Source organism: Nocardioides sp. Soil_C_8 (assembly GCF_057656315.1).
In genome coordinates, this window is sequence record NZ_JBDGKQ010000002.1 from 110,614 (window position 1) to 131,801 (window position 21,188).

Consider the following 21,188-nt stretch of genomic DNA (forward strand, 5'->3'; position numbering starts at 1 on the left):
TCGGTGTGCTCAGCAGCTGGAACGCTTCTCAGCGGCCTTGCAGGTGTCGTTGCCGCCGCGCCCACGGGCGATGTCGAAGCCCTTGCCGCCGTCGAGGCGGTCGGGCTCGTCGGAACCGGTCAGCACGTCGGCGCCGCCGCGTCCGTAGAGCTTCACGCGGTAGTCGGGGTTGGCTGTGACGATCTCGCTGTCGTTGCTGCCCTTGAAGATCGACAGCGCCCGGGCCGGCAGGACCACGTCGCTGAAGCCGGTGACCTTGCCCTCGAGCGTGTAGGGCTGCAGGCCGCGGATGGTCGTCCTCCTGAGCTGGTCGATGCGCAGGGTCGGCTTGAGGGCGGGGTTGGAGCTCGGCAGGAGGCGCAGCTTGTCCTGCCCGCCGTAGCCCTTGGCCATGAACCCGGACTCCGCTGGGAGCGGGAAGGTCATCGTGTCGCTCCCGCTGCCGCCGCGCCACACCTGGTGGCTCTCCGACGCGGTCGACAGGACGTCGCCTCCGCTGCCGCCCACGAAGGTGTCGACGCCGACGGTTCCGACCAGCTGGTCGTCGCCGGCGTCCCCGAACAGCCGGTCGTTGCCGAGGGTCCCCGAGGCGTCGGCGGTGATCGTGTCGTCGCCGCCACGCCCGAAGATCGTGTCGTCGCCGCCGCGCGCGGCGATCACGTCGGCCTTGTTGGTGCCCTTGACGGTGTCACCGAGCGGCGTGCCCACGAGCCGGATGCCGCCGTCGAAACCGGTCACGGTGTCGTTGCCGTCGGCGGCGATGGGGACGGTGCCGGCGGCGCGGAAGTCGACCACGACCGGCGCCGGGGCGTTGACGTAGGTGAGCCCGTCGAGGACCACGGAGGTGCCGTCGCTGGCAGGGCGGGGGTCGTAGCCGAGGTCGATCGTGTCGTCGCCGGCGCCACCGGCGATCGTGTCGCCCTTCTTGACCACGCGGCCGAACTGGTCGAGGCGCACCAGGTCGGTCTCGCCGTAGAGGCGGTCGTTGCCCTCCCCGCCGAGGATCGTGTCGGCGCCGTCGCCCCCGCAGACCACGTCGTTGCCGCCCAGGCCCCGGATCGTGTCGTTGCCGCCGCGGGCGACGACCACGTCCCGCCGCGGGGTGCCGGTGATCGAGTTGGCCTTGTCGTTGCCGACGATCGTGGCCTTCAGGCCCGCGCAGCTCGGAGCGGCGTGGGCGGTCGGCGCGACCGCGAGGGGGACGGCGAGGCCGGCCGTCGCGATGACGGCGGGCACGAGGTGGCGGACGAGGCGCATGCAGGCTCCCGGGAGGTGGTGTGTCGTTCCGGGGTTGATGACCGCGATGGCGGGGCTTCAAACCTCCCCGACGTCGCACGGGGGTCAGCCCAACGCGTCGGGCCCCTTCGCGAGCAGCAGCGTGAACTGGTCCTCGTCGAGCACCGGGACGCCGAGCTGCTCGGCCTTGTCGGCCTTGGAGCCGGCGTTGTCCCCGACCACGACGTAGTCGGTCTTCTTCGACACCGACCCCGCCGCCTTGCCGCCGCGGCTGATGATCGCCTCCTTGACCGAGTCGCGGGTGTAGTGCTGCAGGGAGCCGGTGGCCACGATCGTGAGCCCCGCGAGGGTGCGGGCGATCGAGGAGTCGCGCTCGTCGGCCATCGACACCCCGTCGGCCTCCCAGGCGTCGACGATCGCGCGGTGCCAGTCGACCTCGAACCACGCGATGACGGCCTCGGCGATCGTCGGGCCCACCCCCTCGGCCGACGCGAGCTCCTCCTCGGTCGCCGCGCGGATGGCGGCCATCGACTCGAACTCCTGCGCCAGCGCACGCGCCGCGGTGGGGCCGACGTGGCGGATGGACAGCGCGACCAGCACCCGCCACAGCGGCACCTGCTTGGCCCGGTCGAGGTTGGCGGCCAGTCGCTCACCGTTGGCGGAGAGCTGCGGCCCGTCCTCGCCCTTCTTGGGCGCCCGGGTGAACAGCGGCGCCGTGACCAGCTGGTCGCGGGTCAGCGAGAACAGGTCGCCCTCGTCGGTGATCACGCCGGCGTCGATCAGGGCAGAGGCCGCTTCGTAGCCCAGGCCCTCGATGTCGAAGGCGCCACGGCCGGCCACGTGGAAGACCCGCTCGCGGACCTGCGCCGGGCAGTGCTGGTGGTTGGGGCAGCGGAGGTCCTTGTCGCCCTCCTTCTGCTCGGCCAGTCGCGTGCCGCAGGACGGGCAGTCCTCCGGCATGACCCACTTCTCCAGGCCCTCGGGGCGCAGGCCGAGCACGGGCCCGACGATCTCGGGGATCACGTCGCCCGCCTTGCGCAGCACGACGGTGTCACCCGGGCGGACGTCCTTGCGCTCGACCTCGTGGCGGTTGTGGAGGGTCGCGTTCTCGACCGTGGACCCCGCCACCTTCGTCGGCTCCATGACGCCGTAGGGGGTGGCCCGCCCGGTGCGACCGATGTTGACGCGGATGTCGAGGAGCCTGGCGTTGACCTCCTCGGGCGGGTACTTGAACGCAATCGCCCACCGCGGGGCTCGCGACGTCGAGCCCATCCGCCGCTGGAGCGAGACCTCGTCGACCTTCACCACGACGCCGTCGATCTCGTAGGGGACGATGGAGTGGCGGTGCTCGCCGGCGTGCTCGACATAGGCCTCGACGTCCTTCAGCGTCGGCACCACCCGCACCTGGTCGGAGGTCGGCAGGCCCCAGGCAGCCAGCGCCTCGTAGGCGTGGGACTGGGCCACCGGCTCGAACCCGCGGCGCTCGCCGATGCCGTGGCACACCATGCCCAGCGCCCGGCTCGCGGTCACGCGCGGGTCCTTCTGCCGCAGCGAGCCCGCCGCGGCGTTGCGGGGGTTGGCGAAGGCGGGACGGCCCGCCTCGGTCATGGACACGTTGAGCCGCTCGAAGGCCTCGACCGGCAGGAACACCTCGCCGCGCACCTCCAGCAGCTCGGGGACCGGGAAGCCGTCCGCTGCCGTCAGCCGGTGGGGCACGGAGTCGATCGTCTTCACGTTGGGCGTGACGTCCTCGCCGGTGCGCCCGTCACCCCGGGTGAGGGCCCGCACCAGCCGGCCGTCCTCGTAGAGGAGGTTGATCGCGAGGCCGTCGACCTTGAGCTCGCACAGCAGCGCCGGCGCCTCGAGGCCCTCGCGCTGCAGCCGGGCGTACCACCCCTGGAGCTCGTCGTAGCTGAACGCGTTGTCGAGGCTCTCCATCCGCTGGAGGTGGTCGACCGCGGTGAACTCGGTGGACACCGCCCCGCCGACCTTCTGGGTGGGCGAGTCGGGGGTGCGGAGCTCGGGGAACCGGTCCTCCAGCGACTCGAGCTCGCGCAGGCGCACGTCGAAGTCGGCGTCCGACAGCGTCGGGTCGTCGAGCACGTAGTAGCGCCAGCGGGCGTCGTCCACCTGCTCGCTGAGCTCACGGTGACGCTCCCGCGCCTCGGGTGGGGCGGACGCCACCGTGGCGTCGGTGGCCTCGAGGTCGGGCTGCTCGGACGTGCTCATGGGCACAGTCTGCCGGTCGGGTCCGACAGACGCTCAGCGCGGCACGCGCCCGGTGGTCTGGACCGGATGGAACTGATTTGTTCCATCGGAATGCATCTGGCTACCGTGACGTTGTGGAACGAAACCGTTCCGTTTCATCCATGACCAGGAGCAGCCCGTGACCCCGACCGAGACCGGCACCCGTCCCCGCGTGGCGGGTGAGCGTGAGCTGGAGATCCTCGAGGCGACCCTCGAGGTGCTCGACGAGGTGGGCTACGACCTGCTGACGATGGACGCCGTCGCGAGCCGCGCCAAGGCGTCGAAGGCCACGCTCTACCGCCGCTGGAGGGGCAAGCCCGAGCTCGTGGTGGCCGCGATCATGGCGCACAAGGGTGACGCGGTGGTGCCGGACACGGGCACCCTGCGCGGCGACCTGCTCGCCGCCTACTGCGGGACCGGCGGCCTCAACGACCCCATCGCGCAGACCGTCCTGTCCGCCGTGGTCACCGCGATGGGGCGGGACCCCGAGTTCGCGGAGGTCTACCGCCGCGACTTCATCGCTCCCAAGGTCGCGGCCTCGCGTGCGATCTACGAACGGGCCCGTGAGCGCGGAGAGGTCCACCCCGACACCGACATCTCGATCCTCGCCCCGTCGCTCGCCGGGATCGTCCTGCACCGGGCCTTCCTGCTCGGCGACGCCGTCACGCCCGAGCTCGTCGGCCGGGTGCTCGACGAGGTCATCCTGCCCGCAGCGCTCCGGGGACCCGCGCCCTCCACCGACTGACCCACCACGTCCGGCACCGCTGTCGGACCCCTCTGCTCGACTCGACCTGCACCACCATCACGAAGGACGTTCCATGACCGACAGCACCCTGGTTGCCGACGAGGTGACCCCCGAGCAGCACAAGCGGCTGCGCTGGGCACTCGTGCTCATCTCGCTCGCGCAGCTGATGGTGGTGCTCGACAGCACCATCGCCAACATCGCCCTCCCCTACATCGGCACCGACCTCTCCATCGACCAGGCCAACCTGCAGTGGATCGTCACCGGCTACGCCCTCACCTTCGGCGGCTTCCTGCTGCTCGGGGGTCGCCTGGCCGACCTGATGGGCCGCCGCCGCATCTTCATGGCGGGTGTGCTGCTCTTCGCCGTCGCCTCGCTCGTGGGCGGCGCCGCGCAGGACGAGGCGATGCTCCTCGGTGCGCGGGCCTTCCAGGGCCTCGGCGCGGCGCTGGCCTCGCCCGCCGCCCTGGCGCTGATCGCCACCACCTTCCCGGCGGGCAAGGAGCGCAACCGCGCGTTCGCGGTCTACGCCGCCATGGCGGGCATCGGTGCCGCCGTCGGCCTGATCCTCGGCGGCTGGCTCACGGGCCTCGACTCCCCCCTCGGCATCGCCGGCTGGCGCTACACCTTCCTCATCGTCGTGCCGATCGGCATCGGCGCGGCGCTGTTCGCCCCCCGGTTCTTCGACGAGTCCGAGCGCCACGAGGGCCAGCTCGACGTCCCCGGCGCCATCACCGGCACCGCCGGCCTGCTCGCGATCGTCTTCGGCCTGAGCCGTGCCGGCCAGCAGGAGTACGGCTGGGACGCCACCAGCACCGTCCTCAGCCTGGCCCTCGGCGTCGCCCTGCTCGCCCTCTTCCTCATCATCGAGTCGCGCGTCGACCACCCCCTGCTGCCGTTCCGCATCTTCGCGAGCAAGAACCGCGCGGCCGCCTTCGCGGTCATGATGATCGTCCCGGCCGCGATGTTCGCGATGTTCTTCTTCCTGTCGCTCTTCATCCAGCTCGTCGTGGGCTACTCCCCGCTGCACACCGGCGTGGCGTTCCTGCCGTTCTCGGTGGCGATGATCATCTCGGCCACGACCGCGTCCAAGCTGATCAGCCACGTCGACCCGCGCATCCTCTCCGGCGTCGGCACACTGCTCTCGGCGGCCGCCCTCTACGGCTTCAGCCGGCTCACGGTCCCCGACAGCGCGTCCGGCATGATCCAGGCGGTGACCGCCGGCAACCTCGGCGACGACGTCAGCTACTGGACCCACGTCCTGCCCTACGTCGTGCTGATGGCCTTCGGCATGGGCCTCAACTTCGTGCCGCTCACGCTGGTCGCCGTCCACCGCCTGCGGGCCCAGGACTCCGGCATCGGGTCCGGCGTGCTCAACACGATGCAGCAGGTCGGTGGCGCGCTCGGCCTGGCCACCCTCAGCACCGTGGCGCTGCACTTCTCCTCGGCCCGCGCCGAGGAGGTCGCGCCGCAGATCGGTGCGGCTGCCCAGGGCCAGATGTCCGCGGACCAGGTCGGCTCGCTGGCCGGGCTCGTCGGGTTCGCCGACGGTGCGACCCACGCGTTCCTCGTCGGCTCGCTGATGATGCTGGCCGCGTCCGCGATCGTCTGGATCTTCCTCGACGTCCGCCACGAGGAGCTCGCGACCGACGAGGCACCCGAGGGCGTCGGGGTCCACTGAGCGATCCGCGGCGGTCGACCGGGTCAGAGGTTCCGGGCGACCGCCGCGGAGAGGCGGACGGCCCTGCCCGCCCACGCCTGCGACGCTCCGGCGAGACCACAGGTCGGCGTGACGACGAGCTGCTCGCCGACGCCGTCGGGGTCGAGGCCGAGCATGTCGAGCCACCGCTGCACCCGCTCGGTGGTGCGCGCGTCGGACGCGTCGGCGGCCGGCGCCGTGGACGGTACGACGCCGAGCGCGGCGGTGCGGCCCGACTCGAGCGCCTCCGCGAACGTGTCGAGATCGGCCGGGCCGAGCATGTCGAGGTCGGCGGACAGTCCGTGCACCCCGGTCCCGGCGACCAGCGACCACGGCGTCTGCGGCGCGCAGGAGTGCACCCACGCCTCGCCGCCCGCCTCGACGATCGCCGCGACGACCCACTCAAGGTGCGCCGACGCCTCCGGGAGGTCGATACTGCGGTGCCGGCCGTAGCCGCTGGCGGTCGGCACCTGGCCGGCCACGACGGCGGCCAGCGCCGGCTCGTCGACCTGCACGATCCAGCGGTCGACGCCGCGCAGCCGCCGGCGCAGGTCCTCGAGGTGCGTGCGGACACCCTCGGCGAGGGCCTGCGCGAGCTCGCGGCGGGCGCCGTGGTCGGCGAGCACCTTGTCGCCGCGCGGCTTCTCGACGGTGGCGGCCAGGGTCCACGGCCCGGCGGCCTGGGTCTTGAACGCGCCGGCGTAGTCCTGCGCCAGCTCCTCGACGGTGTCGAGGTCCTGGGCGAGCAGTGACCGCGCACGTCGATGGTCGACCCCGCTGGCGTCGGTCAGCCGCCACCCGGCCGGCTGCAGGTCGGCCCCGAGCCCCTCCACGACGGCGAGGCCGCGGCCGGTCATCGCCGCCGTGACACCCCGACCGGGCACCTCGGGCACGTGCGGGAGGTCGGGCAGCTCGCCGAGGACGAGTCGGGTCGCCTCGGCGTGGTCGGCGTCGGTGGCCCCCGGCATCGAGCCCACTCCGGTGGCACGCGTCATGCGGGATCACCGGCCTCGGCCAGCAGTCGCGTCGCCGCACGGTCGACCGAGCGGGTGGACGCGCTGACGAGCGCCACGCCGACCCCGTGGTCACGGTCGATCCCGACGAAGGACCGGAAGCCGCCGGTGCCGCCGTTGTGCCAGGTCACGGTGCGTCGCAGGAGCGGCCCGGTCAGCCAGCCGGCGCCGATGCGCATCGGGCCGACGAAGGGCGCGACCGCGTCCATCGCGTCGGCCCCGGCCACCGTGCGGTCGAGCATCGCCCGGAGCAGGAGCGCCAGGTCCGCGGCCGACGCGCGCACTCCCCCGGCGGGTGCGACCGCCTCGTCGGCCCAGGGCTCGACGACGCGCCCGGAGCGGTTGCGGGGTGCGACCGCGCCCTCGCGCACCTGCTCGGCGGAGGTGGGCACGTAGGTGTCGACCATCCCCAGCGGCCCGGTGACGCGCTCGGCCACGAGGTCGGCGTACGGCCGCCCCGCCGCGCTCGCGACCGCGTGCCCGAGCAGCTCGAAGCCGAGGTTGGAGTAGGCCGCCTTCGGCTTGCCCACCTTCACGCCCTCGAGCTGCGTCAGCAGGCCCGCGACGTCCTCGCGGTAGGGGTTGCGACCGCCGCGCCACAGCTCCCAGGTGCGGCGCACCATCTCGGAGCCGCCCGCGAGGCGGGGCAGGCCCGAGGTGTGCGTGGCCAGAGCAGCCAGTCGGATGCCGGACACGTGGAGCGGGACGTCGAGGTGGTCGCCGAGCGCCGCGTCCGGCGCGACCTCGGCCCGCGCGAGCGCATCGCGCCACAGGAACCCCGTGATGCCCTTGCTCACCGAGCCGAGCTCGACGTCCGCATGCTCGTCGGCCCCGACCGCACCGACCTCGGCACCGGCTGGGGTCACGAGCGCGACGACGTAGGACGTGTGGCGCGGGCCGAGCAGCGCACCGGCCCGGTCGGCCAGCGTCGACGACACGATCACGCGGGGGCCTCGACGCGGCGCGTGGACCCGATGGTCGCCGAGCCGACGACCCGGGTGCCGTCGTAGATCACCGCGGCCTGGCCGGGCGCGATGCCCTCGGCCGGGTCGACGAGGTCGATCCCCACCCGGTCGCCGGACACGACGACGACCGCCCGGTGCTCCGCGCCGTGGGCGCGCAGCTGCACGGTGCCCTCGACCCGCTCGGGGACGGTGCCGCACCAGCGCGGCCGGATGCCCTCGATGCGGTCGACCGCCAGGCGCTCGCGCGGACCGACCGTGACCGTGCCGCTGACCGGCTCGATGTCGAGCACGAACCGCGGCTTGCCGTCGGCGGCGGGCACGCCGAGCCGGAGGCCGCGGCGCTGGCCGATGGTGAAGCCGTAGGTGCCGGTGTGGCTGCCGACTGTCTCGCCGGTGGTCGCGTCGACGATGTCGCCCCCGTGGTTGGGCGCGCGGTCGCCCAGCTTCTCGCGCAGCCAGCCGGCGTTGTCGCCGTCGGCGACGAAGCAGATGTCGTGGGAGTCTGGCTTGTCGGCGACCAGCAGGCCACGCGCCTCCGCCTCACGGCGTACGGCGGGCTTGTCGGTGTCGCCGAGCGGGAAGAGCGAGTGCCGCAGCTGCTCCTGGTCGAGCACGCCGAGCACGTAGGACTGGTCCTTCCCGTGGTCGGCCGCCCGGTGCATCTCGATCAGGCCGTCGGCCCCGGTGCGCAGCTGCGCGTAGTGGCCGGTGGCCACCGCGTCGAAGCCGAGGGCGAGCGCCCGGTCGAGCACGGCCGCGAACTTGATCTTCTCGTTGCACCGCAGGCACGGGTTGGGCGTGCGGCCGGCGGCGTACTCGTCCATGAAGTCCTCCACGACGTCCTCGTGGAAGCGGTCGGACAGGTCCCAGACGTAGAACGGGATGCCGATGACGTCGGCCGCGCGGCGCGCGTCGTTGCTGTCCTCGATGGTGCAGCACCCGCGTGCGCCCGAGCGGTACGACGCCGGGTTGCGGCTGAGGGCGAGGTGCACGCCGGTCACCTCGTGACCGGCCTCGACGGCGCGGGCAGCCGCGACGGCGGAGTCCACCCCGCCCGACATCGCGGCGACGACCTTCATCCCTGACCCCAGCCGTCCTCAGCGCGCCTTGGCTGCCCGGGCGCGCTCGACCACCGGGCCGATCGCCTCGACCAGGGCGTCGATGTCGTCGGGGGTGGTGGTGTGGCCCAGGGAGAACCGGAGCGAGTGCCGCGCCTGGTCGGCGTCGCAGCCCATGGCGAGGAGGACGTGGGAGGGCTGGGGCACGCCCGCCGAGCAGGCCGAGCCGGTGGAGCACTCGATGCCGCGGGCGTCGAGCAGCATCAGCAGCGAGTCGCCCTCGCAGCCGGGGAAGCCGAGGTGGGCGTTGCCCGGGAGCCGCTGGGGCCCGGCCGACGCACCGTGCAGGTGGGCGTCGGGCACGACCTCGATCACGCGGCGCACGAGGTCGTCGCGCAGGGCCGCGACGCGCACCGCGTGCTCGTGCTGGTGCTTGACCGACTCCTCGACGGCGGCCGCGAGGCTGGCGATCGCCGGGACGTCCAGGGTGCCGCTGCGGATGTCGCGCTCCTGCCCGCCGCCGTGCACCAGGGCGCTCACCGCCAGGTCTCGGCGTACGACGAGGGCGCCCACTCCGTAGGGGCCGCCCACCTTGTGGCCGGTGAAGGTGAGCGCGTCCACGCCCGACGCGGCGAAGTCCACCGGCACCTGGCCCAGGGCCTGGACCGCATCGGTGTGCACCGGGATGCCGTGCTCGGCGGCGATGGCGACGACCTCGTCGACCGGCTGCAGCGAGCCGACCTCGTTGTTGGCCCACATGACCGAGATCAGCGCGACCGACTCCGGGTCCCTGGCGACCGAGTCCCTGAGCGACTCGAGGTCGAGCACGCCCTGGGTCGACACCGGGAGCAGCTCGACCTCCGCGCCGTCGCTCTCCGCGAGCCAGTGCAGGGGGTCGAGGACTGCGTGGTGCTCGATGGCGGTGGACAGGATGCGCGTACGACGCGGGTCCTCCGCCCGGCGCGCCCAGAAGATCCCCTTGAGCGCGAGGTTGTCGGACTCGGTGCCGCCGGAGGTGAAGACGACGTCACCGGGGCGGGCGCCGATCACGCCCGCGATGGTCTCCCGGGACTCCTCCACCACCCGCCTGGCGCCGCGTCCGGAGGCGTGCAGCGAGCTCGCGTTGCCCACGCCGGTGAGCTGGCGCGTCATCGCCTCGACGGCGACCGGGAGCATCGGCGTGGTCGCGGCGTGGTCGAGGTAGACGAGCGGCTGGTTCATGACCTGCCAAGCCTACGGGGCCGACCTGCGCCAACCGGCCCCGCGTGGCCACCTTCAGACCTAGGCTCCCACCGTGCGCGTCTCCCGGGCCTGGCTCGCCTGCCTCCTGCTGCTGCCGACCCTCGCGTGCGAGGCGGGCGGCCGGCCGTCGGACGTGTCCCCGGCAGCGGGCGGTCCTGCGCGGTCGGCGACGGCAGCCGGGAGTGACGAGTCGCTGCGCGAGCAGGCACTCGCACTCCTCGACGAGCGCGAGCGGGCGCTGGCCGACGGCGACCGCGAGGCGTTCCTCGCCACCGTCGACCCCGACGAGCTCGGCTTCTCGGCGACCCAGGCCCGGTGGTTCGACAACCTCAGCCGCCTGCCGGTGAGCGACGTGTCGTTCGAGCTCGGCGAGGAGGACGCCCTGGCCGACGACTTCGAGGACGGCGAGCTGCGGCTCCCCGTGGACTTCACGATGCGGCTCCGCGGCTTCGACAGCCGCCCCGTCACGGACCTGATGACGTGGACGTTCGTGCACCGCGACGGCGACGTGCTGCTGACCGACGACCGCGACGAGCAGGTCGACCTGGTCAACGGCTGGATCCCGGCTCCGTGGGACCTCGCCCACATCGAGGTGCGCCGCTCCGGCGGCATCCTCGCGGTCTTCGACGAGGACACCAGCCCGCACGCCGACTACGTCATGTCCGACCTCGCCGACGCCACGGCGGTCGTCGAGCGCCACTTCCCCGACTGGTCGGGCCGCTTCGTCGCGTACGGCACCTCCGACACCACCGCCATCGCCGAGATGAGCGGCATGACGGTCAACCAGACCGCCGGCGTGGCGTTCCCCGTGCTGGCGCGTCCGGGTGGTCGGGTGGCCGCCTACCGGTTCGCGGTCAACCCCGACGTCGTCGGTGACGTCCTCAGCCGCGGCCTGGTGTTCCGCCACGAGCTGGCCCACGTCGCGCTGGGCGCCACCGACGACCGCTCCCCCGTCTGGTTGAAGGAGGGCGCCGCCGAGTACGTCGCCCGCTCGACCATGCCTGTCGTCCAACGCCAACAGATCGCCGCCTACCAGCTCGGCGCCGCGTCCCCACGCCGGCTCGAGCCGACCCGGCGCTTCTACGCGGGCGACCCCACCCTGAGCTACAACCTCGCGGCCCTGGTGTGCGACTACGTCGCCACCACGAGGGGCGAGGCCGTGCTGTGGGACCTCGTCCGCACCTTCCGCACGGCCCGCTTCTTCTCCTGGGCCCAAACCGAGGACGTCGTGCGCCGCGAGCTCGGTCTCTCGACCAGGGAGCTGAGCGCGCACGCACTCGCCTGGGCGCGCGCGGCCTGAGGCAGGATCGCGCCATGGACTTCCAGCAGATGCAGCAGCGGGCCCGGGCGGTGCGCGCGAGGTACGCCGAGGCCGAGGCCTCGGCCTACGGCCGGTCGTGGACCACCGAGGAGGTCATGCTGGGGTTCCTGGGCGACGTCGGCGACCTCGCGAAGCTGGTCCAGGGCAAGGCTGGAGTGCGCCCCCGCGAGGACCTCGACGAGGCGCTCGCCCACGAGCTGGCCGACTGCCTCTGGAGCATCCTCACGCTCGCCGACGCCTACGACGTCGACCTGGCCGGCGCATTCAACAACACCATGGACGAGCTGGACGAGGTGCTCGCGAGCGACTGACCCCTAGAGCAGGACGAGGTCGTCGCGGTGGATGACCTCACGCTCGTAGGCCGAGCCCAACGCCTCCTTGAGCTCGCTGGTCGAACGACCCAGGAGGGCGGGCAGCTCGTCGGCGTCGAAGTTGACGAGCCCGCGACCCACGACGGCGCCGTCCGGGTCGAGCAGGTCGACGGCATCCCCCGCGACGAAGGCGCCGTCGACAGCGGTCACGCCGGCCGCGAGCAGAGAGGCACGACGCTCGACGACGGCTCGCACCGCGCCACGGTCCAGGGTCAGCGTGCCCTGCCCGGACGTGGCGTGCGCCAGCCACAGCAACCGGGTCGGACGACGCTTGCCGGTCGCCTCGAAGTGCGTCCCGACCTCGGCGCCGGCGAGCGCGGCCGCCGCCTGCTCGGCCGAGGTCAGCAGGACGTCGATCCCGGCGCCCGTCGCGATCCGGGCGGCGTCGACCTTGGTGGTCATGCCACCGGTGCCGACGCCGGCCGCGCCTGCGGCCCCGACGGTCACCGAGGCGAGGTCCTCCTCGGAGCGCACCACCGGGACCAGCCGCGCACCGGGACGCGACGGCGGGCCGTCGTAGAGCCCGTCGACGTCGGACAGCAGGACCAGCAGGTCGGCGTGCACGAGGTGGGCCACCAGCGCCGCCAGCCGGTCGTTGTCGCCGAAGCGGATCTCTGAGGTGGCGACGGTGTCGTTCTCGTTGACGATCGGGACGACTCCGAGCTCCAGCAGCTTGGCGAAGGTCTGGTGGGCGTTGCGGTAGTGCGCGCGCCGCGTGACGTCGTCGACCGTGAGGAGGACCTGGCCCGTGACGATCCCGTGCCAGGCGAACTCCTCCTGGTAGCGGTGGGCCAGCAGCCCCTGCCCCACGGAGGCGGCTGCCTGCTGTGCGGCGAGGCCGCGCGGACGCTTCGTCAGCCCGAGCGGTGCCAGGCCGGCCGCGATGGCGCCCGACGAGACCAGCACGAGCTCGGCCCCTCCGTCGCGGACGGCGGCGAGGACCTCCACCAGCTGGCGTACGCGAGCGGGGTCGATCCCGCCCGCGGCGGTGGTGAGCGACGACGACCCGACCTTGACGACGATGCGTCGCGCACCGGCGACCAGTCCCAGCCGGGCGGCCGAGCGCTCAGTCGTCACTGCCGTCCCAGTCGGGGTCGTCCTTGCTGCCGATCTCGTAGGCCATCGGTCCCACCCCGGAGCTGCCCGAGCTGCGGTTGGGGCCCTTCTTCCTCCGGCTCTCGTCGAGGCGGCGGGCCACGTCGGCACGGGCCTCCTCCTCCGCCTTCGTCTCCATCGCCTCGTCGATGTCGCGGCGACGGGCACGGGCCGGGCGGTCCTCGCGCAGCCGCTCGTCCTCACCACGGCGACCGAGCATCTCGGCGCCGGCCTCGATGCTGGGCTTGAAGTCGAAGACGACCGAGTTGGCGTCGCTGCCGATGAGGACCGCGTCGCCCTCCTGGGCGCCCATCTGGGCGAGCTTGAGCTCGACGCCGAGCCGGTTGAGGCGGTCGGCGAGGAAGCCCACGGCCTCCTCGTTGCTGAAGTCGGTCTGGCGCACCCACCGCTCCGGCTTGGTGCCGCGCACGCGCCAGCCCTCGTCGGTCGCGACGACGTCGAAGTCGTCACCGCCGTCGACGGCCCGGGGTCGGAGCACGATCCGCTGCGGCTCGGCCTCGGGTGCGGCCTCGCGGGACGCCTCGACGATCTCGGCCATGGCGAACGTGAGCTCGCGCAGGCCGGCACCTGAGGCGGCGCTGACCTCGAAGACCCGCAGGTCGCGGCCGCGGAGCTCCTCGACCACCATGTCCGCGATGTCCTGGCCGTCCGGGACGTCGACCTTGTTGAGGGCGACCAGCCGGGGCCGGTCCTCCAGGCCGCCGTAGCGGGCGAGCTCGCCCTCGATGACGTCCAGGTCGTCGAGCGGGTTGCGGCCGGGCTCGATCGAGGCGGTGTCGACGACGTGCACCAGCGCGGCGCAGCGCTCGATGTGGCGCAGGAAGTCGTGGCCGAGGCCCCGGCCCTCCGCCGCACCCTCGATCAGGCCCGGCACGTCGGCGACCACGAAGGTCGTCTCGCCGGCGGTGACGACACCGAGGTTGGGGATGAGGGTGGTGAACGGGTAGTCGGCGATCTTGGGCCGGGCTCGCGAGATCGCGGCGATCAGCGAGGACTTGCCGGCGCTCGGGAAGCCGACGAGCCCGATGTCGGCCACGACCTTCAGCTCGAGGCGTACGACGAGCTCGTCGCCGGGCTCACCCAGCAGCGCGAACCCGGGGGCCTTGCGCTTGGAGGACGCGAGGGCGGCGTTGCCGAGGCCACCGCGACCGCCCTGGGCGACGACGAGGGTCGTGCCGTGGCCGACGAGGTCGGCCAGCACGGCGCCGTGCTCGTCCTTGACGAGGGTGCCGTCGGGGACGGTCAGGACCAGGTCCTTGCCGTTGCCGCCGTTCTTGTGGTCCCCGGCACCCTGGCCGCCGTTGTCGGCGCGACGCTTGGGGCTGTGGTGGTAGTCGACGAGGGTCGTGACGCTCGTGTCGACCTGCAGGATGATCGACCCGCCCTGACCACCGTTGCCGCCGTCGGGGCCACCGAGGGGCTTGAACTTCTCGCGCTTGACCGAGGCCACTCCGTTGCCACCCCGTCCGGCCGCGAGGTGCAGCGTGGCCTGGTCGACGAACGTGGGGATGGCCATGGTGTTCCTTTGCTCAGGTGCTCTCGGTGGTCGAGGCGCGGGCCTCGAAACCACGAAGGGCGCCCCCGAGTCGGGGACGCCCTTCGCAGAAGTGGATCAGTGTCGCGGTGACGTCACTCGCCAGGAACGACGTTGACGACCTTGCGACCGCGGCGGGTGCCGAACTCGACGGCGCCGGCCTGCAGGGCGAAGAGGGTGTCGTCGCCGCCGCGACCCACGCCGGTGCCCGGGTGGAAGTGCGTGCCGCGCTGGCGGACGATGATCTCGCCGGCGCCGACGACCTGGCCGCCGAAGCGCTTCACGCCGAGGCGCTGCGCGTTGGAGTCACGACCGTTCTTGGTGCTCGCAGCACCCTTCTTGTGAGCCATTGTTCAGTCCTTCTGAAGAGACTTGGTCGACCTCGAGCGAGCGCTCAGAGGGAGATGTCGGTGACCTTGACCTGGGTGTACTTCTGGCGGTGACCCTGGCGCTTCTTGTAGCCGGTCTTGTTCTTGTACTTCTGGATGACGATCTTCGGGCCCTTGGCGGCACCGGTGACCTCGACGGTCACGGACGCCTTGTCGAGACCGGTCGCGGTGACCTTCTCGCCGTCGACGACCATGACGACCGGAAGCGTGAGGGTGTCACCCTGGGCGGCCTCGGTCTTGTCGATGTTGATGACGTCGCCCACGGCAACCTTCTGCTGCTTGCTGCCAGCGCGCACGACTGCGTACACGGCGACTCACTCTCCTCGTCAGACTGCGAAAACTCAAAGGACTTCGAACTGGGCCTACGCACGACACCGCCTCAGGATCGGGCGAGTACGCCGCGGGGCGGGCGCGTAGGGGTGGTGTGTCGAACACCGAGGGTCAAGACTACGGGATCGGGTGCCGACCGGGCAAAACGAGGTCGGCCACCCGCTCCCGAGGACTCATCGCTTGCGCGAGCCCTTCTTCTTGATCGGGACGTGCTCGACGGTCGGCGGCTCGCCGGGGCCACCGGACGCGGCGTCCGGACGCTCGTCCCCCTGACCGTCGACGGCCGTCACGGCCGACACGGCGGTGGGGGGCTCCGTGGCGGCGACGTCACCGGCCGGCGCGGCCGACGGCGGACCCGCGGGCCGGCTGGCGGAGCGACGACGCGTGCGCGTCACCACCTGGGGCTTCTCCGGCTCCGCGGGCTCCTCGGCGGGCGCGTCCGCGGCGGGAGCCTCGACCGGGGCCTCGGCGGCCTCGGCGGCGGCCTCGGACGGGGTCTCCTGCTCCGGGACCTCCTGCTCCGGGATCTCGACCGCGGTCTCGACCGGGGTCTCGACCGGGGCCTCGGCCTGTGCCTCGTGCGCCGGCGTCTCCACCGGAGCCTCCTCGTCGGCGGGCTTCTCGTGGCGCGCCATCGCGGCCACGTCCTTCGGCGAGGGAGCGTGGTGCTCGGCCGGCTTGCCGCCCCCGTTGCCGCCACCGTTGCCGCCTCCGTTGCCGGAGTCGTCGCTGCCCGAGCCACGACGGCCGCGGCGGCGGTTGCTGCGGCGGCCCTCGCCCTCGTCCGAGCGGGCGTCCGGGTCCACCGGCTGGTCCTTGATGACCACGCCGCGTCCGTGGCAGTGCTCGCAGTTCTCGCTGAACGCCTCGAGCAGGCCGGTGCCGATCCGCTTGCGGGTCATCTGCACGAGGCCGAGCGAGGTCACCTCGGCGACCTGGTGGCGGGTGCGGTCGCGACCGAGGCACTCGACGAGCCGTCGGACCACGAGGTCACGGTTGGACTCGAGCACCATGTCGATGAAGTCGACCACGATGATGCCGCCGATGTCGCGCAGCCGGAGCTGGCGCACGATCTCCTCGGCTGCCTCGAGGTTGTTCTTGGTGACCGTCTCCTCGAGGTTGCCGCCGGAGCCGGTGAACTTGCCGGTGTTGACGTCGACGACGGTCATCGCCTCGGTGCGGTCGATGATCAGCGAGCCGCCCGACGGCAGCCAGACCTTGCGGTCCAGTCCCTTGTGGATCTGCTCGTCGATCCGGTAGGTGGCGAACACGTCGCCGCCGGTCGCGCCGCGCTCGAACTTCTCGAGACGCTCGGCGAGGTCAGGTGCGACCGACTCGACGTAGCCGTGGACGGTGTCCCAGGCGTCGTCGCCCTCGATGACGAGCTTGGCGAAGTCCTCGGTGAACAGGTCACGCACGACCTTGAGGGTCAGGTCGGGCTCCCCGTAGAGCAGCTGCGGGCCGGACCCCTTGTGGGTCGCCTTCTTCTCGATGTCCTCCCAGCGGGCCTTGAGGCGCTCGACGTCGCGCGTCAGCTCCTCCTCGCTCGCGCCCTCGGCCGCGGTGCGCACGATGACGCCGGCGGTGTCGGGGACGATCTCCTTCAGGAGCGTCTTCAGGCGGCTGCGCTCGGTGTCGGGCAGCTTGCGCGAGATGCCGGACGTGGTGCCGTCCGGGACGTAGACGAGGAAGCGGCCGGCGAGGCTGACCTGGCTGGTCAGGCGGGCGCCCTTGTGGCCGACCGGGTCCTTGGTGACCTGCACGAGCACCATCTGACCGCTCGAGAGCACCGACTCGATCTTGCGGGGCTGGCCCTCCTTGTGGCCGAGCGCCTGCCAGTTGACCTCACCGGCGTAGAGGACCGCGTTGCGACCCTTGCCGATGTCGATGAAGGCGGCCTCCATGGACGGGAGGACGTTCTGGACCCGGCCGAGGTAGACGTTGCCGATGAGGGACGTCTGCGACTCGCGGGCGACGTAGTGCTCGACGAGGACCTTGTCCTCGAGCACGCCGATCTGGGTGAGGTCGCGGCGCTGACGGATCACCATCACCCGCTCGACCGACTCGCGGCGGGCGAGGAACTCGGCCTCGCTCACGATCGGCGCCCGCCGCCGGCCGGCCTCGCGGCCCTCGCGGCGACGCTGCTTCTTCGCCTCGAGGCGGGTGGAGCCGGAGACGGCGGTGATCTGGTCCTCGGCCGAACGGCCCTTGCGGACCCGGGTCACGGTGTTCGGGTCGCCCTCGTCGGAGGAGCCCTCCTCGCCCGCGCGGCGCCGCCGGCGACGACGGCGCGACGAGCCCTCGCCGGAACCGTCGGAGGCGTCGGAGTCCCCGTCCGCCGGCCCGGCGCTCGCGGTGCCCTCGGAGTCGTCGGCCGTGTCGGCCGCACCGATCTCGGTCGCCTCACCCTCGCCGTTGCCCTCGCCCGACTTGCGGCGGCGGCGGCCGCCACGGCGGCGCCGACGACGGCCGGAGCCGCCCTCCCCGTCACTCTCGGTGTCGGCCTCGGTGGACTCAGCGGACTCGGAGTCGGCCTGGGACTCGCCCTCGGAGGCGGCGTCGGGCTCGGACGGGGTGTCGGCGTCCTCGGTCACGTCGGCGGAGGCGTCGGCCGCGGCGAGGGCCGCGGCGGCCTCCTCGTCCTCGTCGGCGACGGGTGCGTCCTCGACGGCGGCGGCCTTCTTGCCGGACTTCTTCCTGGCCGGCCTGTCGGAGGCGGACTTCTTCGCAGCTGACTTCTTCGCGGCCGCCTTCTTCGCCGGAGCCGGAACGGCGTCAGCGGGCTCCCCGGACTCCTCCACCTCGGCGTCGCCCGGAGCGGTCTCGACCGGAACGGGCGCGGCCTTCTTGCGCGTGCGGCGGGTGGTCGTCGTGACGACGGGCGCCTGGAACAGCACCGCGTGCCCGGTGGCGGCGTCGGCAGCCGGCGCCTCCGCGGTCGGGGCGGCCTCGTCCGCGGTCGGGGTCGGGGTCGGGGTCGGAGTCGTCCCCGGATCGGCAGCCGCCTGCTCGGGCGCCGCCGCGGCCTTCTTGGCGGTGCGCTTGGCGGCGGTCTTCTTCGCCGGCGCCTTGGCGGCGGCCTTCCTGGCCGCGGTCTTCCTGGCCGGGGCGGCGGTCTCGTCGGTCGGGCCGGTCGCAGTCTCGGCGGCGGCGTCGGGCTCCGGGGACGAGTCGGGTTCCGGGGCGGCAGCAGCCTTCTTCGCGGTGCTCTTGCGGGCCGGCGCCTTCTTGGCGGGCGCCCGACGCGAGGCGGTCTTGCGTACGACCGGGGCCTCGTCGCCGGCTCCCGTCGCGGCGGCGTCGGAGGCGTCGGCCGGGTTGTCGCCCGGGGCGTCCGCAGCGGGCGCGGCGGCGGCCTTCTTCGCCGGCGCCTTGCGGGTACGTCGTGTCACGACGGGCGCTGCCGCCTCAGCGGGCTGGCTCGCGGCCTCCGTCGTCGGCGATCCCGACTCGGTGCGCTCGGGCTGGTCGTTCTGGTCATCACTGAGCATGTGGTGCTCCTCGGGCACCGAGACGGTGCCGATACGGCGTCCGCCCCTCTCGCGTGGCGATCGGCGAGGACGCAAAGCTTCTGTGGCGGCGACCCCCTCCGCGGGTGCGTCTCCGGACGGCCGGTGCGCCACCCGCCGCGGTCGCCGGGCCACTGCGAGTCGCTGTCACCGACTCCTGTGGCCGCGTCGCGGTCCGGTGACGTCCACCCACCCGGGGTGCCGACCGCTGGTGCGGCCGGCGAGAACGTCGTCGGCTCGACGGATCCCGACGGTGGTCAGGTCGTCGAACGTGGCGAGTATCGCACACCGGGACCCGAGTGGCCCTATGCCCGATCCGCCAGCGGGTCGCCGACCTGGTCCGACTCCCCCAGCGGGCCCTGTGCCAGGCGGGTCATCAGCGGCGCCTCCCCCGCGGCCAGTCCCGCCACGGCCTCGAGCCCGCGCAGGACGTCGTCCGGGCGGACGGCCGGGGTGCCGTGGCGCAGCACCACGTCGATCGTCGTACGCCCTGCAGCGGCCTCGTCGGTCGGCGCGACACCGAGGGAGAGGACCGCTCCGCGGGCGTCGAACTCACGCATCCCCTTCTTGGTCATCCGCTCCACCAGCACCTCGTCGGCGTCGAGGAAGCGGGCCACGGCGTCCGTCACGGCGGAGTGGTCGGCGCTCAGCGCGATCTGCCACCGACTGGCCTGCAGCAGGTCGGCCAGCGACCCGCCGGGCGACTCGACGACCTCGAGGACGTCCAGGCCCGGCGGGAGCGCCTCGTCGAGCATGGCGTGGACGTCGGCCGGCACGACGACCTCGGCGAGGGCGAGCTCGAGGTACTCCGCCTCGCTCGCCGACCCCGTCGGGGCCGCGCCGGCGTACGAGATGCGCGGGTGCGGGTTGAAGCCGGAGGAGTACGCCATCGGCACCCGTGCCCGGAAGACGGCACGCTCGAAGGCGCGGCTGAAGTCACGGTGGCTGGTGAAGCGCATGCGCCCGCGCTTGGCGTAGCGCACGCGGAGGCGCTGGACGGGCGGGGCCTGCTGCTCGGGTTGCTGCTGGGGCACGGCTGAACGGTAGTGCCGTGCCGCGGGCTCCCTGAAGTCGGCGGGGTCGGCTCAGAAGTTGACCGGGACGAGCTCGAGCCACCACGGCAGCACGACGTACGCCGCGAGCACCACCCAGGACGCGACGAGCGCGGTGCGGGTGCGCAGCAGCAGCCAGGCCGCCAGCGCCAGGCCGAGCGGCCACAGGGCCAGGCCGTACCGGTACTGGATGGGGACGTACTGGTCGGAGCTGACGAAGACGAGCACCACGAGCACGATGGGCGAGACGATCGCACCGACGACGTAGCCCGCCGCCAGGGGGCGCAGCAGCGGGGCGTCCCGGTGGCCGTTCCCACCCCAGACGGCCAGGGCCGAGCCGGTGAGCGCGGCCATCAGCATGGTGCCGAGCAGGACGGTGCCGTGGCCGACGACGGGTCCGACGAAGCGGGTGCTGTCGAGCATGAGCGAGGCCGGGTCCAGCGACGTCGCCGCGTAGTCACCGGGCGGGGCCACCTCGGCGAAGCGCATCGCACCGACGACCACCAGCCAGACGGCCGTGAGGACGACCGAGCTGGCCCCGAGCACGAGGCAGCCGACCGCGGCTCGCTTCCGCAGCGGTCGTGCGAAGCGGTCCGAGGGCCAGAGCGCGAGCACGAGCATGGCCAGGCACATCGCGACCGTGATCGTCAGGTTGGTGCCCTTCACGAAGGCGACGAGCAACCCGCCGAGCACCAGGGTCCACCACGGCCAGTCGCGGCGCAGGAACTTCAACGTCGCCAGTGCGACGAAGGCGCCGACCGGGACGTCGAGCGCGTGCGGGGTCATGTAGTGGTACTGCATCAGGAAGACCGGCACCGTCGTCACCGCGACCGCCGCGGTCGCCGACGCGGCGCGGGTCGCGCCCACCGCCCGGGACAGGACCCAGACCGACCACATGCCGATGGCCGCCCACAGCACCCCGACCAGGCGTCCGGCGAGCACCTGGTTGTCGACCACGCCGGTCAGGGTCGCCACCTTCGCGACGGCTCCGGTCGCCCAGAAGTACGTCGGCGGGTCGGAGGCCGCGGAGTTGGTGGTGTGGCGGACCTTCTCCTCGGGACGGCAGTCCGCAGGCGGCACGATCGTCTCGATGCCGCGACAGGTCAGCAGCCGCTGACCCCATCGGGAGATCTCCTCGCCGTCGCGGATGACGAGGTCCCCCTCCATGACCTGGTGCACGCGGTCGGCGTACTGCCACTCGTCGAACACGCTGAGCTGCGGGTGCTGGACCGCCTTGGTCGCCACGAGGGGCAGGGCGACCAGGGCGAACGCGGCCAACAGCAGGAGGTGGCGCTGCCACGGTCGGGTGCGTCGTGCCGCCTGCCGCAGGCGCTCTCCTCGAGAAACCACCGGCACATCCTGAC

The 21,188-nt window shown here is 72.9% G+C and carries 17 protein-coding genes; 4 read left to right on the forward strand and 13 right to left on the reverse strand.

The window, feature by feature from the left end; all coding sequences use genetic code 11:
• Positions 1 to 9: 9 nt before the first annotated feature.
• Both AC3A3L_RS10325 and ligA read right to left on the reverse strand, forming a co-directional pair.
• The gene (locus AC3A3L_RS10325; protein ID WP_487639945.1) at positions 10 to 1,257 is read right to left on the reverse strand and encodes a calcium-binding protein; all 1,248 of its coding nucleotides are present in this window, start codon (positions 1,255 to 1,257) and stop codon (positions 10 to 12) included.
• A gap of 84 nt (positions 1,258 to 1,341) precedes the next feature.
• On the reverse strand, positions 1,342 to 3,465 hold the full coding sequence (gene ligA / locus AC3A3L_RS10330; RefSeq protein ID WP_487639946.1) for an NAD-dependent DNA ligase LigA: 2,124 nt from the start codon (positions 3,463 to 3,465) through the stop codon (positions 1,342 to 1,344).
• 157 nt (positions 3,466 to 3,622) lie between these two features.
• On the opposite strand from ligA, the gene AC3A3L_RS10335 reads away from it, so the two are divergent.
• Positions 3,623 to 4,228, forward strand: a complete 606-nt coding sequence (locus AC3A3L_RS10335; protein ID WP_487639947.1) for a TetR/AcrR family transcriptional regulator — start codon at positions 3,623 to 3,625, stop codon at positions 4,226 to 4,228.
• 73 nt (positions 4,229 to 4,301) lie between these two features.
• Entirely contained in the window at positions 4,302 to 5,906 is a 1,605-nt protein-coding gene (locus AC3A3L_RS10340) for an MFS transporter (RefSeq protein WP_487639948.1), read from the forward strand.
• Positions 5,907 to 5,929: 23 nt separating this feature from the next.
• Here AC3A3L_RS10340 and AC3A3L_RS10345 read toward each other — a convergent pair whose 3' ends face one another.
• From AC3A3L_RS10345 to AC3A3L_RS10360, 4 genes are read right to left on the reverse strand one after another with little or no spacing between them, the layout of a single operon-like run.
• On the reverse strand, positions 5,930 to 6,919 hold the full coding sequence (locus tag AC3A3L_RS10345) for a uroporphyrinogen decarboxylase/cobalamine-independent methonine synthase family protein (protein WP_487639949.1): 990 nt from the start codon (positions 6,917 to 6,919) through the stop codon (positions 5,930 to 5,932).
• Positions 6,916 to 7,881 (reverse strand): serine hydrolase domain-containing protein, encoded by a 966-nt coding sequence (locus tag AC3A3L_RS10350; protein ID WP_487639950.1) that lies wholly within the window; start codon positions 7,879 to 7,881, stop codon positions 6,916 to 6,918. The genes AC3A3L_RS10345 and AC3A3L_RS10350 overlap by 4 nt, the downstream gene beginning before the upstream one ends.
• The gene (mnmA, locus tag AC3A3L_RS10355; RefSeq protein WP_487639951.1) at positions 7,878 to 8,981 is read right to left on the reverse strand and encodes a tRNA 2-thiouridine(34) synthase MnmA; all 1,104 of its coding nucleotides are present in this window, start codon (positions 8,979 to 8,981) and stop codon (positions 7,878 to 7,880) included. Before mnmA ends, AC3A3L_RS10350 begins: the two co-directional genes overlap by 4 nt.
• A gap of 18 nt (positions 8,982 to 8,999) precedes the next feature.
• Positions 9,000 to 10,181 (reverse strand): cysteine desulfurase family protein, encoded by a 1,182-nt coding sequence (locus tag AC3A3L_RS10360; protein ID WP_487639952.1) that lies wholly within the window; start codon positions 10,179 to 10,181, stop codon positions 9,000 to 9,002.
• Between the two features lie 73 nt (positions 10,182 to 10,254).
• On the opposite strand from AC3A3L_RS10360, the gene AC3A3L_RS10365 reads away from it, so the two are divergent.
• Positions 10,255 to 11,502 (forward strand): hypothetical protein, encoded by a 1,248-nt coding sequence (locus AC3A3L_RS10365; protein ID WP_487639953.1) that lies wholly within the window; start codon positions 10,255 to 10,257, stop codon positions 11,500 to 11,502.
• A gap of 14 nt (positions 11,503 to 11,516) precedes the next feature.
• Positions 11,517 to 11,834, forward strand: coding sequence for a nucleoside triphosphate pyrophosphohydrolase family protein (locus AC3A3L_RS10370; protein ID WP_487639954.1), 318 nt, complete (start codon positions 11,517 to 11,519; stop codon positions 11,832 to 11,834).
• A gap of 3 nt (positions 11,835 to 11,837) precedes the next feature.
• Here AC3A3L_RS10370 and proB read toward each other — a convergent pair whose 3' ends face one another.
• The 7 genes from proB to AC3A3L_RS10405 form a co-directional block, all read right to left on the reverse strand.
• Positions 11,838 to 12,971, reverse strand: a complete 1,134-nt coding sequence (gene proB, locus AC3A3L_RS10375; protein ID WP_487639955.1) for a glutamate 5-kinase — start codon at positions 12,969 to 12,971, stop codon at positions 11,838 to 11,840.
• Complete coding sequence (gene obgE, locus AC3A3L_RS10380) at positions 12,961 to 14,526, reverse strand: GTPase ObgE (protein ID WP_487639956.1); 1,566 nt, start codon at positions 14,524 to 14,526, stop codon at positions 12,961 to 12,963. The genes proB and obgE overlap by 11 nt, the downstream gene beginning before the upstream one ends.
• A gap of 113 nt (positions 14,527 to 14,639) precedes the next feature.
• Positions 14,640 to 14,894: a 50S ribosomal protein L27 gene (gene rpmA, locus AC3A3L_RS10385; RefSeq protein ID WP_268112748.1), complete on the reverse strand. Its 255-nt coding sequence runs from the start codon at positions 14,892 to 14,894 to the stop codon at positions 14,640 to 14,642.
• Between the two features lie 44 nt (positions 14,895 to 14,938).
• A complete protein-coding gene (gene rplU, locus AC3A3L_RS10390) occupies positions 14,939 to 15,241 on the reverse strand; it encodes a 50S ribosomal protein L21 (protein ID WP_310254251.1) in 303 nt (100 codons plus the stop codon).
• A 195-nt stretch (positions 15,242 to 15,436) separates the two neighbouring features.
• Positions 15,437 to 18,754 (reverse strand): Rne/Rng family ribonuclease, encoded by a 3,318-nt coding sequence (locus AC3A3L_RS10395; protein ID WP_487639957.1) that lies wholly within the window; start codon positions 18,752 to 18,754, stop codon positions 15,437 to 15,439.
• A 323-nt stretch (positions 18,755 to 19,077) separates the two neighbouring features.
• Positions 19,078 to 19,806: a TIGR03936 family radical SAM-associated protein gene (locus AC3A3L_RS10400; protein ID WP_487639958.1), complete on the reverse strand. Its 729-nt coding sequence runs from the start codon at positions 19,804 to 19,806 to the stop codon at positions 19,078 to 19,080.
• Between the two features lie 51 nt (positions 19,807 to 19,857).
• The gene (locus AC3A3L_RS10405; RefSeq protein ID WP_487639959.1) at positions 19,858 to 21,174 is read right to left on the reverse strand and encodes a hypothetical protein; all 1,317 of its coding nucleotides are present in this window, start codon (positions 21,172 to 21,174) and stop codon (positions 19,858 to 19,860) included.
• Between the last annotated feature and the right edge of the window lie 14 nt (positions 21,175 to 21,188).

Coding starts and splice junctions, on each gene's coding strand:
- AC3A3L_RS10325 (WP_487639945.1), bottom strand. CDS start 1,257: ATGCGCCTCGTCCGCCACCTCGTGCCCGCCGTCATCGCGACGGCCGGC.
- ligA (WP_487639946.1), bottom strand. CDS start 3,465: ATGAGCACGTCCGAGCAGCCCGACCTCGAGGCCACCGACGCCACGGTG.
- AC3A3L_RS10340 (WP_487639948.1), top strand. CDS start 4,302: ATGACCGACAGCACCCTGGTTGCCGACGAGGTGACCCCCGAGCAGCAC.
- AC3A3L_RS10345 (WP_487639949.1), bottom strand. CDS start 6,919: ATGACGCGTGCCACCGGAGTGGGCTCGATGCCGGGGGCCACCGACGCC.
- mnmA (WP_487639951.1), bottom strand. CDS start 8,981: ATGAAGGTCGTCGCCGCGATGTCGGGCGGGGTGGACTCCGCCGTCGCG.
- AC3A3L_RS10360 (WP_487639952.1), bottom strand. CDS start 10,181: ATGAACCAGCCGCTCGTCTACCTCGACCACGCCGCGACCACGCCGATG.
- AC3A3L_RS10370 (WP_487639954.1), top strand. CDS start 11,517: ATGGACTTCCAGCAGATGCAGCAGCGGGCCCGGGCGGTGCGCGCGAGG.
- obgE (WP_487639956.1), bottom strand. CDS start 14,526: ATGGCCATCCCCACGTTCGTCGACCAGGCCACGCTGCACCTCGCGGCC.
- rpmA (WP_268112748.1), bottom strand. CDS start 14,894: ATGGCTCACAAGAAGGGTGCTGCGAGCACCAAGAACGGTCGTGACTCC.
- AC3A3L_RS10395 (WP_487639957.1), bottom strand. CDS start 18,754: ATGCTCAGTGATGACCAGAACGACCAGCCCGAGCGCACCGAGTCGGGA.